At 67.3% G+C, this 19,972-nt stretch carries 21 protein-coding genes and 1 tRNA gene; 12 read left to right on the top strand and 10 right to left on the bottom strand.

All coding sequences use genetic code 11. The features are described 5' to 3' along the window. Positions 1–10: 10 nt before the first annotated feature. Positions 11–280 (bottom strand): hypothetical protein, encoded by a 270-nt coding sequence (locus tag ACZZZQ_RS17250; protein WP_053096023.1) that lies wholly within the window; start codon positions 278–280, stop codon positions 11–13. Positions 281–482: 202 nt separating this feature from the next. On the opposite strand from ACZZZQ_RS17250, the gene ACZZZQ_RS17245 reads away from it, so the two are divergent. The 4 genes from ACZZZQ_RS17245 to ACZZZQ_RS17230 all read left to right on the top strand — a co-directional run bounded on the left by ACZZZQ_RS17245 (position 483) and on the right by ACZZZQ_RS17230 (position 3,872). After that, the gene (locus ACZZZQ_RS17245) at positions 483–1,028 is read left to right on the top strand and encodes a single-stranded DNA-binding protein (protein WP_463508009.1); all 546 of its coding nucleotides are present in this window, start codon (positions 483–485) and stop codon (positions 1,026–1,028) included. Between the two features lie 81 nt (positions 1,029–1,109). Then, entirely contained in the window at positions 1,110–1,613 is a 504-nt protein-coding gene (locus ACZZZQ_RS17240; protein ID WP_072591251.1) for a DUF6993 domain-containing protein, read from the top strand. Positions 1,614–1,696: 83 nt separating this feature from the next. Next, complete coding sequence (ettA, locus tag ACZZZQ_RS17235) at positions 1,697–3,376, top strand: energy-dependent translational throttle protein EttA (protein WP_053096025.1); 1,680 nt, start codon at positions 1,697–1,699, stop codon at positions 3,374–3,376. 7 nt (positions 3,377–3,383) lie between these two features. Further along, positions 3,384–3,872 (top strand): acyl-CoA thioesterase, encoded by a 489-nt coding sequence (locus ACZZZQ_RS17230; protein ID WP_056278694.1) that lies wholly within the window; start codon positions 3,384–3,386, stop codon positions 3,870–3,872. Positions 3,873–3,901: 29 nt separating this feature from the next. Here the strand turns inward: ACZZZQ_RS17230 and ACZZZQ_RS17225 are convergent, their stop codons facing one another. Further along, positions 3,902–4,789 carry an acyl-CoA thioesterase gene (locus ACZZZQ_RS17225; protein ID WP_053096027.1) on the bottom strand — a complete coding sequence of 296 codons (888 nt, stop codon included), beginning with the start codon at positions 4,787–4,789 and terminating at the stop codon, positions 3,902–3,904. Between the two features lie 51 nt (positions 4,790–4,840). Here ACZZZQ_RS17225 and ACZZZQ_RS17220 point away from each other — a divergent pair, with 51 nt between their 5' ends. After that, positions 4,841–5,506, top strand: a complete 666-nt coding sequence (locus tag ACZZZQ_RS17220; RefSeq protein ID WP_187249618.1) for a hypothetical protein — start codon at positions 4,841–4,843, stop codon at positions 5,504–5,506. Positions 5,507–5,518: 12 nt separating this feature from the next. Here the strand turns inward: ACZZZQ_RS17220 and ACZZZQ_RS17215 are convergent, their stop codons facing one another. The 4 genes from ACZZZQ_RS17215 to pepN all read right to left on the bottom strand — a co-directional run bounded on the left by ACZZZQ_RS17215 (position 5,519) and on the right by pepN (position 11,319). Next, positions 5,519–7,177, bottom strand: coding sequence for an FAD-binding dehydrogenase (locus tag ACZZZQ_RS17215; protein WP_072591253.1), 1,659 nt, complete (start codon positions 7,175–7,177; stop codon positions 5,519–5,521). Next, positions 7,174–7,665, bottom strand: coding sequence for a globin (locus ACZZZQ_RS17210; protein WP_222839269.1), 492 nt, complete (start codon positions 7,663–7,665; stop codon positions 7,174–7,176). The genes ACZZZQ_RS17215 and ACZZZQ_RS17210 overlap by 4 nt, the downstream gene beginning before the upstream one ends. Then, the gene (locus ACZZZQ_RS17205) at positions 7,620–8,693 is read right to left on the bottom strand and encodes a mechanosensitive ion channel family protein (protein ID WP_187249620.1); all 1,074 of its coding nucleotides are present in this window, start codon (positions 8,691–8,693) and stop codon (positions 7,620–7,622) included. Before ACZZZQ_RS17205 ends, ACZZZQ_RS17210 begins: the two co-directional genes overlap by 46 nt. Positions 8,694–8,766: 73 nt before the next feature. After that, on the bottom strand, positions 8,767–11,319 hold the full coding sequence (gene pepN / locus ACZZZQ_RS17200; protein WP_463508008.1) for an aminopeptidase N: 2,553 nt from the start codon (positions 11,317–11,319) through the stop codon (positions 8,767–8,769). A 124-nt stretch (positions 11,320–11,443) separates the two neighbouring features. Here pepN and ACZZZQ_RS17195 point away from each other — a divergent pair, with 124 nt between their 5' ends. The 5 genes from ACZZZQ_RS17195 to ACZZZQ_RS17175 are packed head-to-tail and all read left to right on the top strand — an operon-like array spanning position 11,444 to position 16,309. Next, positions 11,444–12,628: a ferrochelatase gene (locus ACZZZQ_RS17195; protein ID WP_372983567.1), complete on the top strand. Its 1,185-nt coding sequence runs from the start codon at positions 11,444–11,446 to the stop codon at positions 12,626–12,628. Between the two features lie 37 nt (positions 12,629–12,665). After that, entirely contained in the window at positions 12,666–13,151 is a 486-nt protein-coding gene (locus ACZZZQ_RS17190; protein WP_053096034.1) for a ribose-5-phosphate isomerase, read from the top strand. A 1-nt stretch (position 13,152) separates the two neighbouring features. Continuing rightward, on the top strand, positions 13,153–14,151 hold the full coding sequence (locus ACZZZQ_RS17185) for an Fpg/Nei family DNA glycosylase (protein ID WP_463508007.1): 999 nt from the start codon (positions 13,153–13,155) through the stop codon (positions 14,149–14,151). A 23-nt stretch (positions 14,152–14,174) separates the two neighbouring features. Next, positions 14,175–14,816, top strand: a complete 642-nt coding sequence (locus tag ACZZZQ_RS17180; protein WP_463508006.1) for an FMN-binding negative transcriptional regulator — start codon at positions 14,175–14,177, stop codon at positions 14,814–14,816. After that, positions 14,813–16,309 (top strand): amidohydrolase, encoded by a 1,497-nt coding sequence (locus tag ACZZZQ_RS17175; RefSeq protein WP_463508005.1) that lies wholly within the window; start codon positions 14,813–14,815, stop codon positions 16,307–16,309. Before ACZZZQ_RS17180 ends, ACZZZQ_RS17175 begins: the two co-directional genes overlap by 4 nt. Positions 16,310–16,366: 57 nt before the next feature. Here the strand turns inward: ACZZZQ_RS17175 and ACZZZQ_RS17170 are convergent, their stop codons facing one another. Next, positions 16,367–16,852 carry a Dps family protein gene (locus tag ACZZZQ_RS17170; protein ID WP_053096038.1) on the bottom strand — a complete coding sequence of 162 codons (486 nt, stop codon included), beginning with the start codon at positions 16,850–16,852 and terminating at the stop codon, positions 16,367–16,369. A gap of 140 nt (positions 16,853–16,992) precedes the next feature. On the opposite strand from ACZZZQ_RS17170, the gene ACZZZQ_RS17165 reads away from it, so the two are divergent. Then, positions 16,993–17,529: a gamma carbonic anhydrase family protein gene (locus ACZZZQ_RS17165; protein ID WP_463508004.1), complete on the top strand. Its 537-nt coding sequence runs from the start codon at positions 16,993–16,995 to the stop codon at positions 17,527–17,529. Positions 17,530–17,558: 29 nt separating this feature from the next. Beyond that, a tRNA-Ile gene (locus ACZZZQ_RS17160) sits at positions 17,559–17,632 on the top strand. Here the strand turns inward: ACZZZQ_RS17160 and ACZZZQ_RS17155 are convergent. The 3 genes from ACZZZQ_RS17155 to ACZZZQ_RS17145 are packed head-to-tail and all read right to left on the bottom strand — an operon-like array spanning position 17,614 to position 19,897. Continuing rightward, a complete protein-coding gene (locus tag ACZZZQ_RS17155; protein WP_463508003.1) occupies positions 17,614–18,240 on the bottom strand; it encodes a hypothetical protein in 627 nt (208 codons plus the stop codon). The genes ACZZZQ_RS17160 and ACZZZQ_RS17155 overlap by 19 nt on opposite strands. Beyond that, positions 18,237–19,070: an endonuclease/exonuclease/phosphatase family protein gene (locus ACZZZQ_RS17150; protein WP_463508002.1), complete on the bottom strand. Its 834-nt coding sequence runs from the start codon at positions 19,068–19,070 to the stop codon at positions 18,237–18,239. The genes ACZZZQ_RS17155 and ACZZZQ_RS17150 overlap by 4 nt, the downstream gene beginning before the upstream one ends. Then, complete coding sequence (locus ACZZZQ_RS17145; protein ID WP_463508001.1) at positions 19,067–19,897, bottom strand: glycosyltransferase family 2 protein; 831 nt, start codon at positions 19,895–19,897, stop codon at positions 19,067–19,069. The genes ACZZZQ_RS17150 and ACZZZQ_RS17145 overlap by 4 nt, the downstream gene beginning before the upstream one ends. Positions 19,898–19,972 lie beyond the last annotated feature (75 nt).

Raw genomic sequence — 19,972 nt, 5'->3', positions numbered from 1 at the left:
GTGCGGAGGCTCATCCGTTCCGCAGCGCGGCCACCGCATCGTCTGCGCTCCAGAAGTCTCCGACGAGTCGGAAAGACGACGTGGCGAGGTGGAGGCGTTCCGCCCGATACCTGACCCCGAGGGGATCCGGGACGAGGCGCAGATGCCCGAGGACCCGGTCCTTCGCGTCCTGCACCCGCCAGAGATGGGCTGAGGCGCGCACAAGGTGCTCCTTCTTCGCCGACAGCCGCGGCGTCGCGTGGGGAACCTCGGGGACGGACGTGATCAGGGTGGCGGACATCGAATCTCCTTTCCTGATTCGAACGTATGACCGACCACCGACATTGCGCGGGTGGCATGATGCGGCGGCAAGCGCAGTTCTTCTGCACATGCGGACGTCGATTCTGGTTGTTCAGGATCTGGTGTTCCGCGTGCGCAGGAAGCACCGCCGGAGCGCACTCTGTAGCGAGCCGGACGCACGTTCCGGGCACAGAGGAGCGAACATGTACGACACAGTGACGATCGTGGGAAACGTTGCGACCGATCCCACCCAGGGGCGCACGACCAGCGGGATCCCTGTCACGAACTTCCGACTCGCCAGCACTCACAGGCGGTTCGACGAATCGACGCGGACCTGGATCGACGTGGTCACGAACTGGTATTCGGTCGCGGCTTTTCGCCAGTTGGGAGAGCATGCCAAGGCCTCGCTGCGGGCGGGCGACAGCGTGATCGTCACCGGGAGGATGAAGATCCGCGCCTGGGAGAACAACGGCAAGCAGGGGACCAGCGTCGACATCGACGCGGATGCGATCGGCCACGACCTCCGCTGGGGCACGACCGCGTATCGCCGTAGTTCCAGATCGACCGTCGACGCGCCTCCGCGAGGTGGCGCGGCGCCGTCGGATGCGGTCAGCGACGACGCGGGGAGCCTGGGCTCGAGCGATGAGATGAAGGACATCGACACGTCGTGGGCCGCGAACGACGCCGAGCCTGCGGGATCAGGCAGCGACCTCGTGGGTTCGTTCCCCCCAGGTTCCGGTGCGTCCTGAGGGCGGGTGAGGACTGCGTCCGACGCACTCGATCGTGGTGAGCCGGACGCGTGCGGAGGAGGACGCCCGTAGACTCGGTTCGTGCTTCGACGACCGGACTCCTCCGCACCGCGTTCAGCGATCGCAGTCGGCATTGGCACGACTCTGGTGCTGCTGCTGACGGCGTGCGGTCCGACAGCCTCGCCCGCACCGGCACCGGGTCCGACCGACGCCGCTGCGTCGCCGGGGCCGTCGGCATCTCCGGCAGGTCCCGTGTTCGTGGCGGACGGCAGTGCGGAGGACAACCTGCCGCTCTTCGCAGCCGTGACCGACGGCGTATGGGCATCCGAGCAGAGGGTTTCCGGCCGCGCGTATATCGATGCCCTGACGGCGGCCGGCTTCGACAAGGCCGCCATGCAGGTGACCGCAGACGTCACGACGGTCGGAAACCCGGTCGAGAGCCTGCAGTTCGCGGTGCGTTGGGGCGACGCGGAGTGCCTCGTCGGCCAGGTGGGACCGTCGACCGGCGAGCCCGTCGCCGTCGTGATGCCCCAGCTCGCAGAGGGGCGCTGTCTCGTCGGTGCGACGCGGGCAATCGACTGGTGATACGGCGGCTCCGGTAGCGAGCCCTGCGATCGCCGGTAGGCTGGAGTGTCGATCTTCGACGCCAACAGAAGGAGCGGTTTTCGGTGGCTGAGTACATCTACTCGATGGTTCGTGCGCGCAAGGCGGTGGGCGACAAGCTCATCCTCGATGACGTCACCATGGCATTCCTCCCCGGTGCCAAGATCGGCATGGTGGGTCCGAACGGCGCCGGCAAGTCGACGATCCTCAAGATCATGGCCGGCATGGACACGCCGTCCAACGGCGAGGCGAAGCTGTCTCCCGGCTTCTCCGTCGGGATCCTGATGCAGGAGCCCGAGCTCGACGAGAGCAAGACCGTCATCGAGAACATCCAGGACGGCATCGCCATCAAGGCGAAGGTCGACCGCTTCAACGAGATCTCGATGCTGATGGCCGACCCGGATGCGGACTTCGACTCGCTTTTGGCTGAGATGGGCACACTGCAGGAAGAGATCGATGCAGCCGATGGCTGGGACCTCGACTCGCAGCTCGAGCAGGCGATGGACGCCCTCCGCACGCCGCCGGCCGATGCCGCCATCGCGCCTCTCTCCGGTGGAGAGAAGCGCCGAGTCGCGCTGGCGAAGCTCCTGCTCCAGAAGCCCGATCTTCTGCTGCTCGACGAGCCCACCAACCACCTGGACGCCGAGAGCGTGCTCTGGCTCGAACAGCACCTGCAGGCGTACAAGGGCGCGGTGATCGCGATCACCCACGACCGGTACTTCCTCGACCACGTCGCCGAGTGGATCGCCGAGGTCGACCGTGGTCGGCTCATCGGGTACGAGGGCAACTACTCGACCTATCTGGAGAAGAAGGGCGAACGCCTCGAGATCCAGGGCAAGAAGGACGCCAAGCTCGCCAAGCGCCTCAAGGAGGAGCTCGAGTGGGTGCGTTCGAGCGCGAAGGGCCGTCAGACCAAGTCCAAGGCACGTCTCGCGCGGTACGAGGAGATGGCGACCGAGGCAGAGCGGACCAGGAAGCTGGACTTCGAGGAGATCACGATCCCGGCGGGTCCCCGACTCGGGAGTGTCGTCATCGACGCGAAGAACCTGAAGAAGGGGTTCGACGGGCGTTCGCTCATCGACGGCCTCAGCTTCAGCCTTCCGCCGAACGGCATCGTCGGCGTGATCGGCCCGAACGGTGTGGGTAAGACGACGCTGTTCAAGACGATCGTCGGCCTCGAGCCGCTCGACGCGGGCGATCTCAAGATCGGTGAGACGGTCAAGATCAGCTACGTCGACCAGTCCCGGTCGAACATCGACCCGGACAAGACGCTGTGGGAGGTCGTCTCCGACGGGCTCGACTTCATCACCGTGGGCAAGACGGAGATCCCCTCGCGCGCGTACGTCTCGAAGTTCGGCTTCAAGGGACCGGACCAGCAGAAGAAGGCCGGTGTGCTCTCCGGTGGTGAGCGCAACCGACTGAACCTGGCCCTCACCCTGAAAGAGGGCGGCAACCTGCTGCTGCTCGACGAGCCCACCAACGACCTGGACGTCGAGACGCTGAGCTCCCTCGAGAACGCGCTGCTCGAGTTCCCCGGCTGTGCAGTCGTGATCACCCACGACCGGTGGTTCCTCGACCGCATCGCGACGCACATCCTCGCGTACGAGGGTACCGACGAGAAGCCCGACCAGTGGTACTGGTTCGAGGGCAACTTCGAGGCGTACGAGGAGAACAAGATCCAGCGCCTCGGTGCAGACGCGGCGAAGCCGCACCGCTCGACGCACCGCAAGCTCACGCGCGACTGACCGCCCGATGTCCGACCTGACACCGGGATCCCGGCTGCACATCCCGATCCACCTCCGCTGGGGGGATCTGGACGCATTCAATCACGTCAACAACACCTCGATGCTGAAGCTCCTCGAGGAGGCGCGCGTACGCGCGTTCTGGCGTGCGGGTCCCGGTGAGCAGGCGCCATCCACCGCTGTGCTCGACTCAGGCATCGACGAGGGAACGCTGACGCTCATCGCTCGTCAGGAGATCGAGTATCTCGCACCGGTGCCGTATCAACGGCGCCCGCTCGAAGTGCAGATGTGGTTCGGCAAGCTCGGCGGCTCCAGCGTCGAGGTCTGCTACGAGGTGCACAACGACCCGACGGCGGAACCTCGCACGATCTATGCGCGCTCCACCGCCATCATCGTGCTCGTCGATGCGAAGACCGGACGACCCACGCGGCTCACGCAGGAGATGCGCGAGGCCTGGGAACCGTACGTCGGGCCGTCCATCGAGTACGCCCACCGGTGAGGTGAGCTGACTCGTCGGCGCCGGCCGGATCACGCCGGTGCGGGCACCCTGACCATGATCTCCTGCGCGACCGAGGCGACGAGGTCGCCCGACTGCGTGTAGATGCGTCCCTGGGCGAGTCCACGGCCGCCGCGCGCGTTCGGAGACTCCTGAAGATAGAGCAACCACTCGTCGACACGTGCGGGACGGTGCCACCACATCGCGTGGTCCAGGCTCGCCACCTTGAGCCCGGGCAGGCCCCAATAGACGCCATGGGCCCGGAGGATCGATTCCTGGATCGTCATGTCGCTCAGGTATGCGAGAGCCGCCCTGTGGATGCGCTGGTCATCGGGAAGCGGCGCCTTCATGCGCATCCACACACCCTGTTGAGGGACGCGGTCGTCTGCGCTCGGCAGAAACAGAGGCGAGTCGATATGGCGCACGTCGGCCGCGCGATCACTGAGCATCCGCACGACGCCGGACGGCAGACCGTCGACGCGCTGCTCATCGGGGAGCAAGGAGTCGGGACCGGGGACATCGGCGGGCATGGGGACGGCATGCTCGAGTCCCGGATCCTCGTCCTGGAAGGACGCGATCATCGAGAAGATCGGTACGCCGTTCTGATAGGCCTGTGATCGGCGAGTCGAGAAGGATCGCCCGTCGTGAATGCGATCCACAGCGATCGTGATTCCCTGACTCGCGTCGCCCGGCCGCAGGAAGTAGCCGTGCATGGAGTGGACGGCCCGATCCTCCGGAAGCGTACGCTCCGCGGCGAGCAGGGTCTGCGCGAGCACCTGGCCACCGTAGATCCGTCCGGACGGCATCGGATGCGACGAACCGGTGAAGATGTCCTCGGTGGTGCGAGCCTGCGTCGAGTCGAGATCGAGCACGTCGAGGAGTTGTTCGACGGTGCGGATCGCGTGGGCGTCGGCGGTCATGACTTCCTTCCCGCGACTGCGGATGCATCTGGCGTTGCTAGTTTAGAGGGTGTGCCCCACCAGCTTCTTCTCGCAGACGCCGAGACCGCCAAGGACGTTCTGACCTTCCTCGGACGAGCGACCCGCATCTCCGATGAAGGGGTTCGGCTGCAGGCAGCGAGGGGAGTTCTCGCGCTGACGGGCGCCGCGCTCTCTCCCCACGGCCTGTTCGATCAGACTCCGACCGTGCTGGCGATGCGAGTCGTCCAGGCGGACCCCGAACTCGAGTGCGACGTCGTCGTCGCCGCGCTCACAGCGACGGACGACGAGCGCGCCCTGACGTTGCCAGAGACCGGGCTCTCACCCGCGTGGGCCGGGGTCGCCCCGCCGCGCGGTCCCTGGCAGGCGACGTCGACCCTGCCGGCATCCGTGATCGCCCGACGCGCCCAGTGGGGGATCAGCGCCGTTGCTCGTGGAGCGACGCCGGGCGCGGGCGAGGAGGCGGTCAGAGCCCTCCGTGCGGCCATCTGGGGCGAGCCCGATGACGATCTCGGCGGTCTGCCGCGCGGAGTGGCATTCGCGGCGGACGCGTTCGGCTTCATCTCCGGCGAGGAGGACGTTCCGGTCATGCAATCGGGGCGATGGACTCGGCTCGCCTTCCGTCGCGGACACGTTCTCTCCCGAGGTCCCGTCGCGTCGGGCCTGACCGCAGTCAGGGGTACGGGCTCCGCACAGTAGACGCGTACGAGCTCACCGCGCGGCAGCGCGCCCGGCCTGACGACCCGAGAAGAGACATCCGCCGAGGAACGTGCCCTCGAGTGCGCGGTAGCCGTGCATCCCGCCGCCGCCGAAGCCGCTCGCCTCGCCCGCGGCATACAGGCCGGGGATCGGTTCGCCGTCGGCTCCGAGAGCACGGCCGTCGAGATCGGTATTGATTCCGCCGAGTGATTTCCGCGTGAGGACGTGCAGTTTCACAGCGACGAGCGGACCTGCTGCCGGATCCTGGAGCCGGTGCGGTGCGGCGGTGCGGATCAGCCTGTCGCCACGATATCCGCGCATGGAGCGAAGCATGCCGATCTGGGCGTCCTTCGAGAACTCGTTGTCCATCTCCAGGTCGCGCGCCACGACCTCCCGTCGGACGTGGTCGATGTCGAGCGATTCGCCGCCGGGATGCCGCTTCATCTGCTCGAGCAGGGACTCGAGATCGTTCTCGACGATGAAGTCCTCACCCTCGTCGAGGAATGCCTGCACCGGGCCGGTCGGTCCCTTCGCCAGTCGGGACTTCACCAGCAGACCGACGTCCTTGCCCGTCAGGTCGGGGTTCTGCTCACTTCCCGAGAGGGCGAACTCCTTCTCGACGATCTGACGAGAGGTGATGAACCACGAGTGGTCGTAGCCGGTGCGGCGGAGGTGGGCGAGCGTGCCCAGCGTGTCGAAGCCAGGAAACAGGGGGACAGGCAATCGCGTCCCCGTGGCATCGAGCCACAGCGACGAGGGTCCGGGGAGGATGCGGATGCCGTGGGACGGCCAGACCGGATCCCAGTTCGTGATGCCTTCGACGTAGTGCCACATCCGGTCACCGTTCACGAGGCGAGCCCCCGCCGCGTCCGAGACGGCGTGCATCGATCCGTCCACGTACGCGGGCACCCCCGTCAGCATGTGCTCGGGCGGCACGCCGAGGCTCGCAGGCCATGCCGCACGAACGAGATCGTGGTTGCCGCCGATGCCGCCCGAGGAGACGATCGTCGCTCCGGCGCTGATCTCGAAGTCGCCGATCGCGGACCGTGACGACTCGACGCCGCGAAGCGCGGGGCTCGACTCCAGGATCGTTCCCCGTACGCCGGTGACGGCTCCGTCGGTGGTGACGAGTTCGGTCACCCGGTGGCGGGGCAGGATCGTGATCCGGCCCTCGCGCTCACCCTGTTCGACTGCTGCGGCGAACGGAGCCACGACACCGGGCCCGGTGCCCCAGGTGATGTGGAATCGCGGAACCGAGTTGCCCGGACCGAGTGCACCGTATCCGCCTCGCTCGGCCCATCCGACCACGGGGAAGAACGTGACGCCGCGTTCGCGCAGCCACGCGCGCTTCTCACCGGCCGCGAACTGGAGGTAGGCCTCGGCCCACCGGCGCGGCCAGTGATCCTCCGGGCGGTCGAAGGAGGCCGTTCCGAACCAGTCCTGGGTCGCCAGCGCGAGCGAATCCCGGATCCCCATCCGTCGCTGCTCGGGCGAATCGATGAAGAATAGTCCGCCGAACGACCACCACGCCTGCCCGCCGAGATTCGTGCGCGGCTCCTGGTCGACGAGGATCACGCGACGCCCGGCATCCAACGCCTCACTCGCCGCGACGAGCCCGGCAAGCCCCCATCCGATGACCAGTACGTCTGCAGACAGGGGCGTGGTCGTCATGTGCTCTCCGTTGATTCCTGACGTGATCGCGTCTCGAGCGTGGGACGCCCGGCGGAGGGTGCGCCGATGCCGGACGGCTCGAATGTGTTCACCATGGCATACGCGGCTCGTTCCAGGTAGTCCCAGAGCGTCGATTCGTGGAGTGGCGACAACTCCGCCTCGTCCACGGCCGTTCGCATGTGCCGGAGCCACCGGTCACGCGCGTCGGGGTCGACGTGGAACGGCATGTGGCGCATCCTGAGGCGGGGGTGGCCACGAGTCTCGCCGTACGTCGTGGGGCCGCCCCAGTACTGCTCGAGGAACAGGAGCAGGCGTTCCTCGGCGGGGCCGAGATCCTCTTCGGGATACATCGGCTTCAGGACAGGATCGAGTGCGACCTCGCGGTAGAAGACCGACACGATCTTCGCGAAGGTGTCGCGACCGCCGACCTCGTCGTAGAAAGTCACTTCTGGGGGCTCCCGTCGTCGTTCGTCTTCTTGCGTCGCCAGATTCCCCTGTCCGGGATCACAGGCACGCCGGTGACCGCGTTCGGACGGGTCTTGGGCGGATTCGCACCTCGAACCCGGCGTGCACCGTCGAGACCGGTGGGCACGACCGTCGTCATGCTCGGGAGCGCGATCTCGTTCTCGAGCAGGGCCGACCGCAGACGCTTGCGCAGCTCCTGCGCGACGTCGTCCTTGGCGTTCGCACGAGCCTTGATGACGAGACGGATGACCAGGGCGTCGCCGTCGATCGACTCGAGACCCCACAGCTCCGGCTTCTCGACGATGCGAGTTCGCCACTTCGGATCCTTGGCCAGCGCCAGCGCGGTGTCCAACATGGTCTGCTCGGCCTTGTCGAAGTCCGAGTCGACGGGCACACCGACGTCGATGATCGCGCGCGCCCAACCCTGGGACATGTTGCCGATGCGGAGCACCTCGCCGTTGCGGACGTACCAGAGGGTGCCGTTCACATCACGGACCTGGGTGATGCGCACACTCACGTACTCGACGACGCCTGACGCGAGACCGAGATCGACGACGTCGCCGATGCCGATCTGATCCTCCGCGACGATGAACATGCCGTTCAGCACGTCCTTGACGATGTTCTGAGCGCCGAAGCCGAGGCCCGCGCCGACCGCCGCAGTGAGCAGGGTGAGGGAACCGAGCAGGGTGGGGGACAGATGGTTGACCACCAGCACGATCGCGATCACCACGAGCATCACATTGACGATGTTCTGCAGGATCGTCCCGAGAGTTCGCGTCCGCTGCACGAGGCGCATGTCGGCGAGCGGAGATCGCTCGAGGGCCTGGGTGTCGTCGACGTCTGCCTTGCTCTTCGCACTGTCGACGATCCGGTGCACGACGCGTCGGATGACCACCCGGAGGACCAGACCGATCAGGATGCATCCGCCGATGATCGCGACGACCCCGAGAGCTTGGAGGCCCACGTCCCGGAGCACGGTGACAGCATCCATCCACCAGTCGGGGAGTGGGGTCTCTGCAGGGTCAGGGTTCGTATCGAATGGCTGCATCATCCCCTCCAGAGTAGCGATCAGGCCTCTGCGCGGGCTGGATGCACCGCACAGAGGCCTGATCGGGAGAGACGGGTCAGTCCTCTGCGTCGCGAGACTGCGCGGCGAGCGACCGCTCGACGTCTGCGAGGTTCTCGAGCACGAGACGACGGAGTGCCGGTGCGGCGTCCTGATTCGCGGACAGCCAGGCCCGCGTCGCATCGCGCAGTTCGACATCCGCGATGGCGGTGGGGAACAGGCCGACGATGAGGTACTGCGCGATCTGGTAGCTGCGGGACTCCCAGATCGGCACGAGCATGTCGAAGTACGCCGGAACGAACTCGCGGAGCGATTCGGCGCCCGCCGGGTGGACGAAGCCGAGTGCGGCCGAACGCACGATCGTGTTCGGAGCGTCGTCACGATCGATCAGCGAGGCCCACGCGGCCTTCTTCGAGGCGGAGTCCGGCAGCGCGGCACGGGCCTGCGCGGCGAACTCGCCGCCCTTCGAGGTGTTGTCCGAGGACAGCGCGGCATCGATGGATGCTGCGTCCGTCGCTCCGATCGTGGCGAGGCCCACAAGGAGCTGCCAGCTGAGGTCCGCGTCGATCTCGAGACCGGGAAGCGTCTCCTCGCCGGAGCGCAGTCGACCCACGATGCCGGCGTGCTCGGGAGTGACGAGCGCGTTCGCGAAGGCCGTCACGAACTGGAGCTGGCTGTCGCTGCCCGATTCGGCGGATTCTGCGAGTGTCCAGAGACCGTCGGCGACCTTCTGGCGGGCCGCCAGGCGGTCCTCCGGCGTGACGTAGAGCGTCGCAGCCGTGCGCAGTTGCGCAAGGGTCGTACGGACCGTGGTCGACTCCGTCTCGCGGCCGATGTTCCCCAGCACCAGATCGATGTAATCGGATGCGGCGGTCTCGGCGTCGCGGGTCTGATCCCACGCCGCTCCCCACACGAGCGAGCGTGCGAGGGGATCACGGATGTCTGCGAGGTGCTCGATCGCCGTGGCGAGGGAACGGTCATCGAGGCGGATCTTCGCGTAGGCGAGATCGTCATCGTTGAGCAGCACCAGGTCGGGGCGCTTGAGGCCGTGCAGCTCGGGGACCTCGGTGCGGTCTCCGTCGACGTCGACCTCGGCATAGTGCGACCGCACGAGTGCGCCGTCCTGGAGGTTGTAGAAGCCGATGCCGAGGCGGTGAGGGCGGATGGTGGGGTAGTCCGCGGGAGCAGTCTGCGTCACGGCGAACCGCGTGATGGTGCCGTCGACGTCGTCGGCGATCACCGGTTCGAGCGTGTTCACGCCCGCGGTCTCGAGCCACTTCTTCGACCAGGTGCTCAGATCCCGACCGCTGGTGGCCTCGAGCTCAGCGAGCAGATCGCTCAGCTCGGTGTTGCCCCACGAGTGCTTCTGGAAGTACTGCGAGACACCCGCGAAGAACTCCTCGATGCCGACCCAGGCGGCGAGCTGCTTGAGAACCGAGCCGCCCTTCGCGTAGGTGATGCCGTCGAAGTTCACCTGCACGTCTTCGAGATCGTTGATCTCGGCCACGATCGGGTGGGTGGACGGAAGCTGATCCTGACGGTAGGCCCAGGTCTTCTCCATCGCGTTGAACGTGGTCCATGCTTCGGTCCACTCGGTGGCCTCGGCGGTCGCGATCGTCGACGCCCACTCGGCGAACGATTCGTTCAGCCAGAGGTCGTTCCACCACTTCATCGTGACGAGGTCGCCGAACCACATGTGTGCGAGCTCATGCAGGATCGTGACGACGCGACGCTCCTTGACGGCGTCGGTCACCTTGCTGCGGAAGACGTAGGTCTCGGTGAAGGTCACCGCGCCCGCGTTCTCCATGGCGCCGGCGTTGAACTCCGGGACGAAGAGCTGGTCGTACTTCGCGAACGGGTAGGGGACGCCGAATTTCGACTCGAAGTATGCGAATCCCTCGCGGGTCTTGTCGAAGATGTAGTCGGCGTCGAGGTGCTGCCAGAGGCTCTTGCGTCCGTAGACGCCGAGCGGGATCACCCGGCCCGAGGCGCTGGTGAGCTCAGAGAACGTCGCTTCGTAGGGCCCGGCGACGAGCGCCGTGATGTACGAGGAGATACGCGGGGTGGGCTCGAAGCCCCAGGTGGCGACCGAGTGGTCGTCGTGCACGATGGGCTCGGGCGTGGGGGAGTTGGAGACGACCTTCCACGACGCCGGTGCGGTGACCGTGAACTGGAACGTCGCCTTGAGGTCGGGCTGCTCGAACACCGCGAACACGCGTCGGGAGTCGGGGACCTCGAACTGCGAGTAGAGGTAGACCTCGCCGTCCACGGGATCGACGAACCGGTGGAGTCCCTCTCCGGTGTTCGTGTAGAGGCAGTCCGCGTCGACCACGAGGACGTTCTCGGCCTGCAGACCGGCGAGTGCGATGCGCGAGTCGGCGAAGACCTCGTCGGGGTCCAGCTGCTCGCCGTTCAGCGAGATCTCGCGCACGTCGCGGGCGATCAGATCGATGAAGGTGGTGCTCTCCGGCGTCGCGGTGAACCGGACGACGCTGCGGGAGCCGAAGACCTCCGCACCCTTCGTCAGGTCGAGCGAGACTTCGTACGACTGAGTGTCGATGACGTCGCGGCGCTCCTGCGCTTCGATGCGGGTGAGGTTCTCTCCAGGCACAGCTGTACTCCCAGGGGTGAGGGGATGCTGCCGCAACCCAGCGCAGTTGGCGCCCACGGCAACCATGACAGCCTACGCCAGCACGGCGGCCTGTCTCACGTCTGGAAGGTGAAAGGATGGAGGGGTGACCGCGATCGAGCCGAACCACGTCCTCTTTGCCTCTGCTGCCGCTGCCGAAGGTGCGCCCTACGTATCGACGCCGACGGCGTACGACGGCATCCTGCTCGCCGGATTCGGAGGGCCCGAGGGACAGGACGACGTCATCCCGTTCCTCCGTAACGTCACGCGCGGTCGCGGTATCCCCGATGAACGACTGGAAGAGGTGGCGCATCACTACCGTCACTTCGGTGGCGTGAGCCCGATCAACGGTCAGAACCGCATCCTCAAGGAGGCTCTGGAGGGCGAGCTCGCACGCCGCGGCATCGATCTTCCGGTGTACTGGGGCAACCGCAACTGGAGTCCGTACCTCGAGGAGGTCGTGACCGAGGCGGCCGCCGACGGGAAGACGACCCTGCTCGCGTTCGCCACCAGTGCCTACAGCTCGTTCTCGAGCTGCCGGCAGTATCGCGAGGACTTCGCACGCGTGCTCGAGGAGACGAAGCTCGGCGACACGGTGACGATCGACAAGATCCGTCCCTTCTACGACCACCCCGGATTCGTCGAGTCGTTCGAGACGGGCGTCCGCGAGGCCGTGGAGGCGTTCCTCGGACAGGGCATCGCCCCCGCGGACATCCAGATCCTGTTCTCGACCCACAGCATCCCGACGGCCGACGCGGAGCGCTCCGGTGCGCGGGACATCGACTGGGGCGAGGGCGGCGCCTACGCGGCGCAGCACCTCGCGGTCGCCGCGTGGGTCATGGATCGAGTCCGCGAGAGCATCCCCGAGGCGGCCGACGTGTCGTGGGAGCTCGTCTACCAGTCCCGTTCGGGTCCCGCCTCGCAGCCGTGGCTGGAGCCGGATGTGTGCGACGTGATCGGCGAACTCCCCGAGCGCGGTCGGAAAGCCGTGGCGGTCGTGCCGGTCGGTTTCATGAGCGACCACATGGAGGTCCTCTGGGACCTCGACACCGAGGCGGCCGAAGCGGCGGAAGAGGCCGGACTGGCTTTCACACGCACTCCCACGCCCGGGGTGGCACCGTCATTCGTCACCGGCATCGTCGACCTGATCGTCGAGCGGCTGGAAGGCCGCCCCAACGAGGAGCGCCCTCACGTGACGTCGCTGCCGGGTGCGTTCGACGTGTGCCGTCCGGGCTGCTGCGAGAACGTCCGCGCCGGATTCAAGCCGGCCGCCGCCGGCGTGGCCCCGTGAGCACCCGCTGACCCGCGGCGCTTCTAGGATGGATGCCATGCGCATCCATATCGCCACCGATCACGCCGGTCTCGACTTCTCCACGCAGCTACAGGATCACCTCCGCGGCGCGGGACACGAGGTCGTGGATCACGGGCCGATCGAGTACGACGCGCTCGACGATTACCCCGCATTCTGCATCCGTGCGGCGCAGGCCGTCGTCGCGGATCAGGCGGCCGGTGTCGAGACGCTCGGTGTGGTGTTCGGCGGCTCCGGCAACGGCGAGCAGATCGCCGCGAACAAGGTCGAGGGTGTCCGTGCCGCGCTGGTGTGGAACACGTCGACCGCCGAGCTGGCCCGCCAGCACAATGACGCGAACGTGATCTCGATCGGGGCGCGGCAGCATTCCTTCGACGAGGTCACCTCGTTCATCGACACCTTCATCGCGACGCCGTTCTCGGAGGACGAGCGCCACATCCGCCGAATCGGTCAGATCGCGGACTTCGAGCGCAACGGCTCGCTGCTCCCGGATCCGAGAGCCTGAGATGCCCGAGGGACATTCGGTCCACCGCATCGCGCGCCAGTTCGACCGTAACTTCGTCGGGAAGCAGATGCTCGCCTCGAGCCCCCAGGGACGATTCGCCGAGGGGGCGGCCGTCCTGAACGGTCGTGAGGCGATCAGCGTGCAGGCGGTGGGGAAGCAGATGTTCCTCCAGGCCGAAGGCGATGTGTGGCTTCGGGTGCACCTCGGCCTGTACGGAGCGTGGGACTTCGCCGGCGACATCCTGGTCGACCCGACGATCGCCTCTGCGAACGGCCGCATGGGCCAGACGAACCAGCGCGGAACTGTGGTCGACGAGGAGATCCTCGACGATGCCGGAGAGAACTCGCTCGCCTCGATCGGCGCACCTCGCCGGACTCGGGTGCACGTGCGCATGTCGGAGCAGACGAAGGGGCTCGCCGACGAGGGACTCGAGTGGCCCCCACCGGTCGTCGGACAGGTTCGACTGCGTCTGATGACCGACATCACGGCTGCCGATCTGCGCGGCCCCACGGCCTGCGTGCTCCAGAGTCCGGAGGAGATGCTCGCAAGCGTCGCCAAGCTCGGCCCGGATCCCCTCGTGGGGGATCCCGCGCAGAACGAGGAGCGCTTCGTGCAGGCGGTGCGTAAGAAGCAGACGGTGATCGCACTTCTGCTGATGGATCAGGCCGTGGTCAGCGGCATCGGAAACGTGTATCGGGCGGAGATGCTGTTCCGACAGCGGCTGAACCCCCACACGCCCGGCCGCGAGGTGCCCGAGGAGGTCGTGCGAGCACTGTGGCGCGACTGGGTGCGGCTGCTGGCCGTCGGTGTGGAGACCGGCCAGATGATGACCATGGATGATCTGCCGCCCGACGCCTATCGGGCGGCGATGGCGAGCCGCGACGATCGCCACTGGGTCTACCATCGTGCCGGTCTGCCGTGTCGTATCTGCGGCACCGAGATCGCCCTCGAGGAGATCGGCGCCCGCAAGCTGTACTGGTGCCCGCGCTGCCAGGCCTGACCGGTCAGCCGTAGGCTGAGAGGATGCGTCAGAACCCCAGTTTCACGCTCGCTGATGTGGCCGAGATCCGTCGGGTCATCGATGCCGATCCGTGGGCGACCATAGTGAGCGACGGACCGGACGGCCTCGTCTCCTCTCACTACGTCGTGCTGCTCGACCAGGATCGCGATGATCTCACGGTCGTCGGTCACGTCGGCCGGCCCGACGACATGATCCACGGCTTGGGCGAGAGGGAACTGCTCATCGTGTTCCAGGGGCCGCACGGCTACATCTCACCGGGCTGGTATGGCGATGTCCCGTCCGTTCCGACGTGGAACTACACGGCCGTTCATCTTGCCGGAGTTCCCGAGATACTCAGCGACGAAGAGAATCTCGCCGTTCTCGATCGACTCGTCGACCGTTTCGAGGGGCGGATGCCGGAGCCACGGCAGATGTGGGAACGGCCGAACGACCCCGCGTTCATCACACGGCTGGCCGCAGGGACGGTGGGATTCAGGCTCACCCCGACACGCGTCGTCGCCAAACGCAAACTGAGTCAGAACAAGCCGGCCGAGACAGTGGAGACCATCATCGCCGAACTCGAGGCCGATGGGCCGTACGCACAGCCCGCCCTCGCCGCCGAGATGCGTCGCGCCCAGCAGGCGCGCGTCGGAGCCCGCTCGTGACCGGAGCCGCAGACAGCGTGGCCACCCTCTCGGGCGTCCGGATCTCAGGACCGGGCAAGGAGTTCCTGATCGACGACGAGCCCGTCGACATCTTCATCGAAGACGGCCGGATCAGCGACATCGCCCCCGCCGGAGCGCTGCCGCCACAGGGGCGCATCCTCGACGGCAACGGAGCGTGGGCCGTGCCGGGCCTCTGGGACAACCACGTGCACACGGTGCAGTGGGCTCTGGCCGCCGAACGCGTCGCTCTCGGTGGCGCGGGCTCCGCGTCGGAGGCGGCTGCGATCATGTCCTCCGCGGCGCCCCTCCCGGACGGGCGGAAGGTCGGCAGCGGGTTCCGTGATGCGATGTGGCCCGATCAGCCCTCGCTCGCACTTCTCGACAGCGCCACGGGAGAAGTGCCCACCTATCTCATCAACGCGGATGTGCACAGCACGTGGCTCAACTCGGCGGCGTTGCGGCTCGAGGGCTTCGACAGTCCGGACGGGATGCTCAGAGAGGAGCAAGCCTTCGAGATCTCCCGTCGCCTGAACGCCGTCGACCCGGAACGCGGCGACAGAGCGGTCCGCGACGCGGGGGACAGGGCCGCCTCTCGAGGCATCACCGGCCTGGTGGACTTCGACATGGCCTGGAACGCCGATGCCTGGCCGCGGCGTATCGGCGCCGGGTTCGCTGCCCATCGTGTCGAGTTCGCCATCTACCCTTTCGACCTCGGACGTGCGATCCGCGCCGGGCTCCGGTCGGGCGAGCTGCACGAGGCGGCGGACGCACCGGAAGCCGGGCGCGGCCTGATCCGGATCGGGCCGCTGAAGATCATCAGCGACGGCTCGCTGGGCACGCGCACTGCGGCCTGCTCGCATTCGTATCCTGGCGATCCCGAGAACTTCGGGGTGCTCAATGTGCCGACCGCCGAGCTCGCCGAGCTGCTCACGACAGCCACCGGCGCAGGGCTCTCGGTCGCGGTGCATGCGATCGGTGATCGCGCCGTCACCGGGGCGCTGGACGCCTTCACGGTGGCGGGTGCCGTCGGAACCATCGAGCACGCTCAGCTGGTGCGGCACTCCGACCTCGCGCGGTTCGGCAGGCTCGGCGTCATCGCGAGTGTGCAACCGCAGCACGCGCTCGATGACAGGGATCTGGTCGGCCGGCACTGGGCCGGGCAGACGTCGATCGGCTATCCGCTCAGTGCCCTCCGAGACGCCGGTGTGGAGATCCGCTTCGGATCCGACGCTCCCGTGGCTCCCCTCGATCCCTGGCAGGCGATCGCCGCTGCGGTCACCCGCACGGACGATGATCGCGACCCCTGGCACCCCGAAGAGCGACTGACGAGGGAACAGGCGATCCAGGCGAGCGTCCGCACGGCTCTGCGTCCGGGGGAGGCCGCAGACATCGCCCTGTGCGGCTACGACCCGCTCTCCGCATCAGGTGCGGATCTGCGAGGGATGCCGGTCATGGCGACGATGGTCGCCGGGCGGCTGACCTACGGCGGATGAGCGCGAGAACGAAGAAGGGCACCGGAAGCCCGGTGCCCTTCTTCGTCGCGTGGGTGCTCAGGCTGCGATGTGCGACACGAGGAACCAGCGGTCCTTCTCGAGCCCGCGCATGATCTCGATCGCGACGTCCTGGCTCGTGAGGTCGACCTCGTCGAGCCCGTCGATCGCTGCCTTCACGTCGACGAGGATCGCGTCGATGTCGGAGATGACGGCGCGCACGAGCTCATCGGACTGGGTGAAGCCAGCCGGAACCGACGTCGCACCGCCCTTGGCGGCGACGGCGCTGATGCGCGCGTCGATCGGGAGACCGAGGGCGACGATCCGCTCGGCGGCCGTGTCGGCGAAGTCGCCGGCGTGCGCGACGATGGTGTCGAGAAGCTCATGAACTCCGACGAAGTTGGCGCCGCGGACATGCCAGTGCGCCTGCTTGCCGTCGATCGTCAGCGCCTGGAGACCGAGCACGACGGGGGAGAGGAACTGAGACGCTGCAGCGGCCACGGTCGGGTCGCTGGCGGTGGTGGAAACGGTCTGTACCTTGCTCATTGTGACTCCTCCGGAGTTGTCTCTTCGTGCCTGATGAGGACAACGCTACTCGTCTGAAATCATTCCGCAAGCAAGCGAAGGCTCGGCTTAGTGGCCCGGAATCACGCGGAAATCCGGGCTTGGGAGGATAGTCTCACCTTATGAGCATCGCTGCCGGAGCCTCCGTCCTCGCCCTGGCGGGGAAGTCCCCGTGGATCGCCGCCGACGCGTTCATCGCCGAGGGCGCACGCATCGTGGGAGACGTGTCGCTGGCCGAGGGCGCGAGTGTCTGGTACAACGCGGTCCTTCGAGGCGACTCTGCCTCCATCGTGGTCGGACGGGACAGCAACGTCCAGGACAACGTCTCGGTCCATGTCGACGCGGCGCATCCGGTCGTCATCGGCGCGAAGGTGTCGATCGGTCACAACGCGGTCGTCCATGGGTGCACGATCGGAGACGGTTCGCTCATCGGCATGGGAGCCGTCGTGCTCAGCGGGGCCGTCATCGGCGCCGGCTGTCTCATCGCCGGTGGAGCCGTCGTGCTCGGAGGCACAGAGGTGCCAGACGGATCACTGGTGGCCGGGGTGCCCGCGAAGGTGCGCCGAGCGCTCAGCGACCAGGAGCGTGCTGACATGATCGCGAACGCCGACGTCTACCTCGCGCACGTCCGGAGCCACGCCGCGGCGACGCCGATCTGATCGGATTCGACCGATAGGCTGGTCCTCACGGGGCGGTGGCCAAGCTGGTTAAGGCAGTGGGCTCATAACCCAACGATCGCGGGTTCAAGTCCCGCCCGCCCTACTCCTGCTCCGCTCCGCGGCGACGTCATCGGTCGACCGCTGTCGATCGAGGGACGACGTCGCGAGGACTGTTCCGGCGGCGATCCCGCCCAAGGCGCCGAAGACCATGTCGCCGATCGTGTCCTGGTAGGTGACGAAGATCTCGTCACTGAGGTAGGCCCAGCCGAGCCACTCGATCATCTCCCACACCGCGCTCAGCGCCAGCGCAAGGACGGGCGCGAGGATCAGCGAGGTGCGTCGGCTGGCGCCCGAGTCGCGAGTCAGGGGCACGACATCTGCCCGGGTGAGGATCAGTGCGGCGACGACCGTGAGAACCCCCGTGCAGATCAGGTGCAGGAGCAGGTCCCATCCGGGGATCGACCGGTACAGGTCGAGCACATTGCTCCACGCCGCCACGAGCACGGTGGCGCATACAGTGAGGTCGAACCACCCGCGCATGCCCAGAACTCGCGGCAGCATCAGAGCGGGAAGCGCAAGCGCCGCGATGCCGGCGTCGGTCGGGGCGAGCCATACCAGCGCGACGGCGACCCCGATGATGCCCACCGCCCGCACGAAGTCGGCCGACCACTCCGTGACGGTGCGCGGCGGTCGCAGGAAGTCCTCTTTCACGGTGTCCTCCCCGTCAGGCGCAGGAGCGCCTGCACCGGGCGATGATCCGAGGGTGCGATCCCGTCGAAGACGTGTGCGTTCACTGCAGCGGCACGGACTCGGACATCCGGACTGACGAGCAGCCAATCGATGCGTCGACCGCCGACCTTCGGACGCCGATATCCGCTGAGGGTGCTCCACAGGGGCGTCAGCCGATCGTCTGCCGCGCCCCAGGAGTCGCTCAGATCGGCGCGCGAGACGAGTGTGCGCAGGGCCTGGGAGCCGGGGCCCGCATTCAGATCTCCCATCACGACCGTCGGAAGGGCGCGCGCGCGAACCAGTGCGGCGATGATTTCGGCAGAACGTCGCCGAGACCGAGGCGAGAGATGATCGAGATGGGTGTTGACGACCAGGAACCCGACCCCTGTCGACCTGTCCCTGAACTCCGCGGAGACGACGATGCGAGGAAAGAGCGCTCCCCATGACAGGCTGCCCGGCTCGTCGATCCGTGTCGAGAGAGCGTGCTGGTCCCACCCGCGCAGTTCCAGCCGCGATGCGTCGTAGAGGATGGGTGTTCCCTCACCCGTGCCATCGCGGTTCCTCCCTCTGCCGACGAACCGATGGTCCCGCCCGAGCGCGTCGGCGACGGCCTTCAGCGATCGGGGGAGCACTTCCTGCAGTCCGAGGACGGTCGGCCGCTCCGAGCGGACCATCTCGGCGACCGCAGGCTCGCGATGGCTCCAGCGGTCACGCTTCCGACGCAGGGCGCCTTCCATCGCGCGACGGATGTTGAACGACATCACGTGCAGGTCCGGTGCAGCAGCGGGACCGATCAGCGGCACGACCGTCACCGGGCGCTCCGTCCCGCGGTGCTGAACAGGCGGCGGCGGACGATGAGCCGTCCCCAACGCACGGGTGGGAAGTCGCGGGGCCAGTGCACGAGCACGCTACGGACGCCTCGGTGCACGCGTCGACCGAACTGTCCTGCGGTGAGCGGCCTCATCGACATCCCCATCGTGGTGTGCGGGAGCCGCGCGATGCGGTGGTTCTCGCCGAGGTGGAAGGCGAGGTCGAGGTCGTCGTGGATGTCGGGGTCTCCTCGGTGCACGTCGGACCGCACGGCCTGCCAGGCCTCCCTGCGGAACGCGAGATTGGATCCGAAGAGGGGCAGATGTCCGAGAGTGACGCTCAAGAGGGTCATATAGGCGCCGAGATAGAGCCGCGAGAGCGGCGTGCGCAGGGCTGCCGGCCCGTCCGTGAATCGCGCGGCCCCGGTGATCGCCCCGAGGTGCTCGTCGTCGTCGAAGGCCGAGACGATGGCCGTGATCCACTGAGCATCCGGTTCGCAGTCCGCGTCGAGGCGCAGGATCAGTTCGCCGAGAGCCGCGTCATACCCGGTCGACGCTGCAGCGGGAATGCCGGGATCGAGACACGCCAGCACGCGCGCACCCCAGGCGAGGGCGACGGAGGCCGACGAGTCGGATGAGCCGTTGTCGACGACGATGATCTCGTCGGCCGGCTGGTCCTGGGCGTGCAGAGCGCTCAGGCAGCGCGCCAGCAGCTCGGCATCGTCCTTGACCGGGATGACCACTGACGTGGTGAGCCGTGTGCCCTGATTCGCCGTCGACGGAAGGCCATCGACCGTCTCCATCGTGTGCCCCTCGGTGTGTGCCGTCATCGGTTCGATCGTGGCATCACCCGACGTCGGGCGCGAGGGACTTGACACCGGCGGGTGCGTGCCGATGCCTGTGGA

The organism is Microbacterium sp. AC132 (assembly GCF_979258525.1).
Note: the sequence above shows the minus strand (reverse complement) of the source record. Positions and strands in the feature narration are given on the sequence as shown.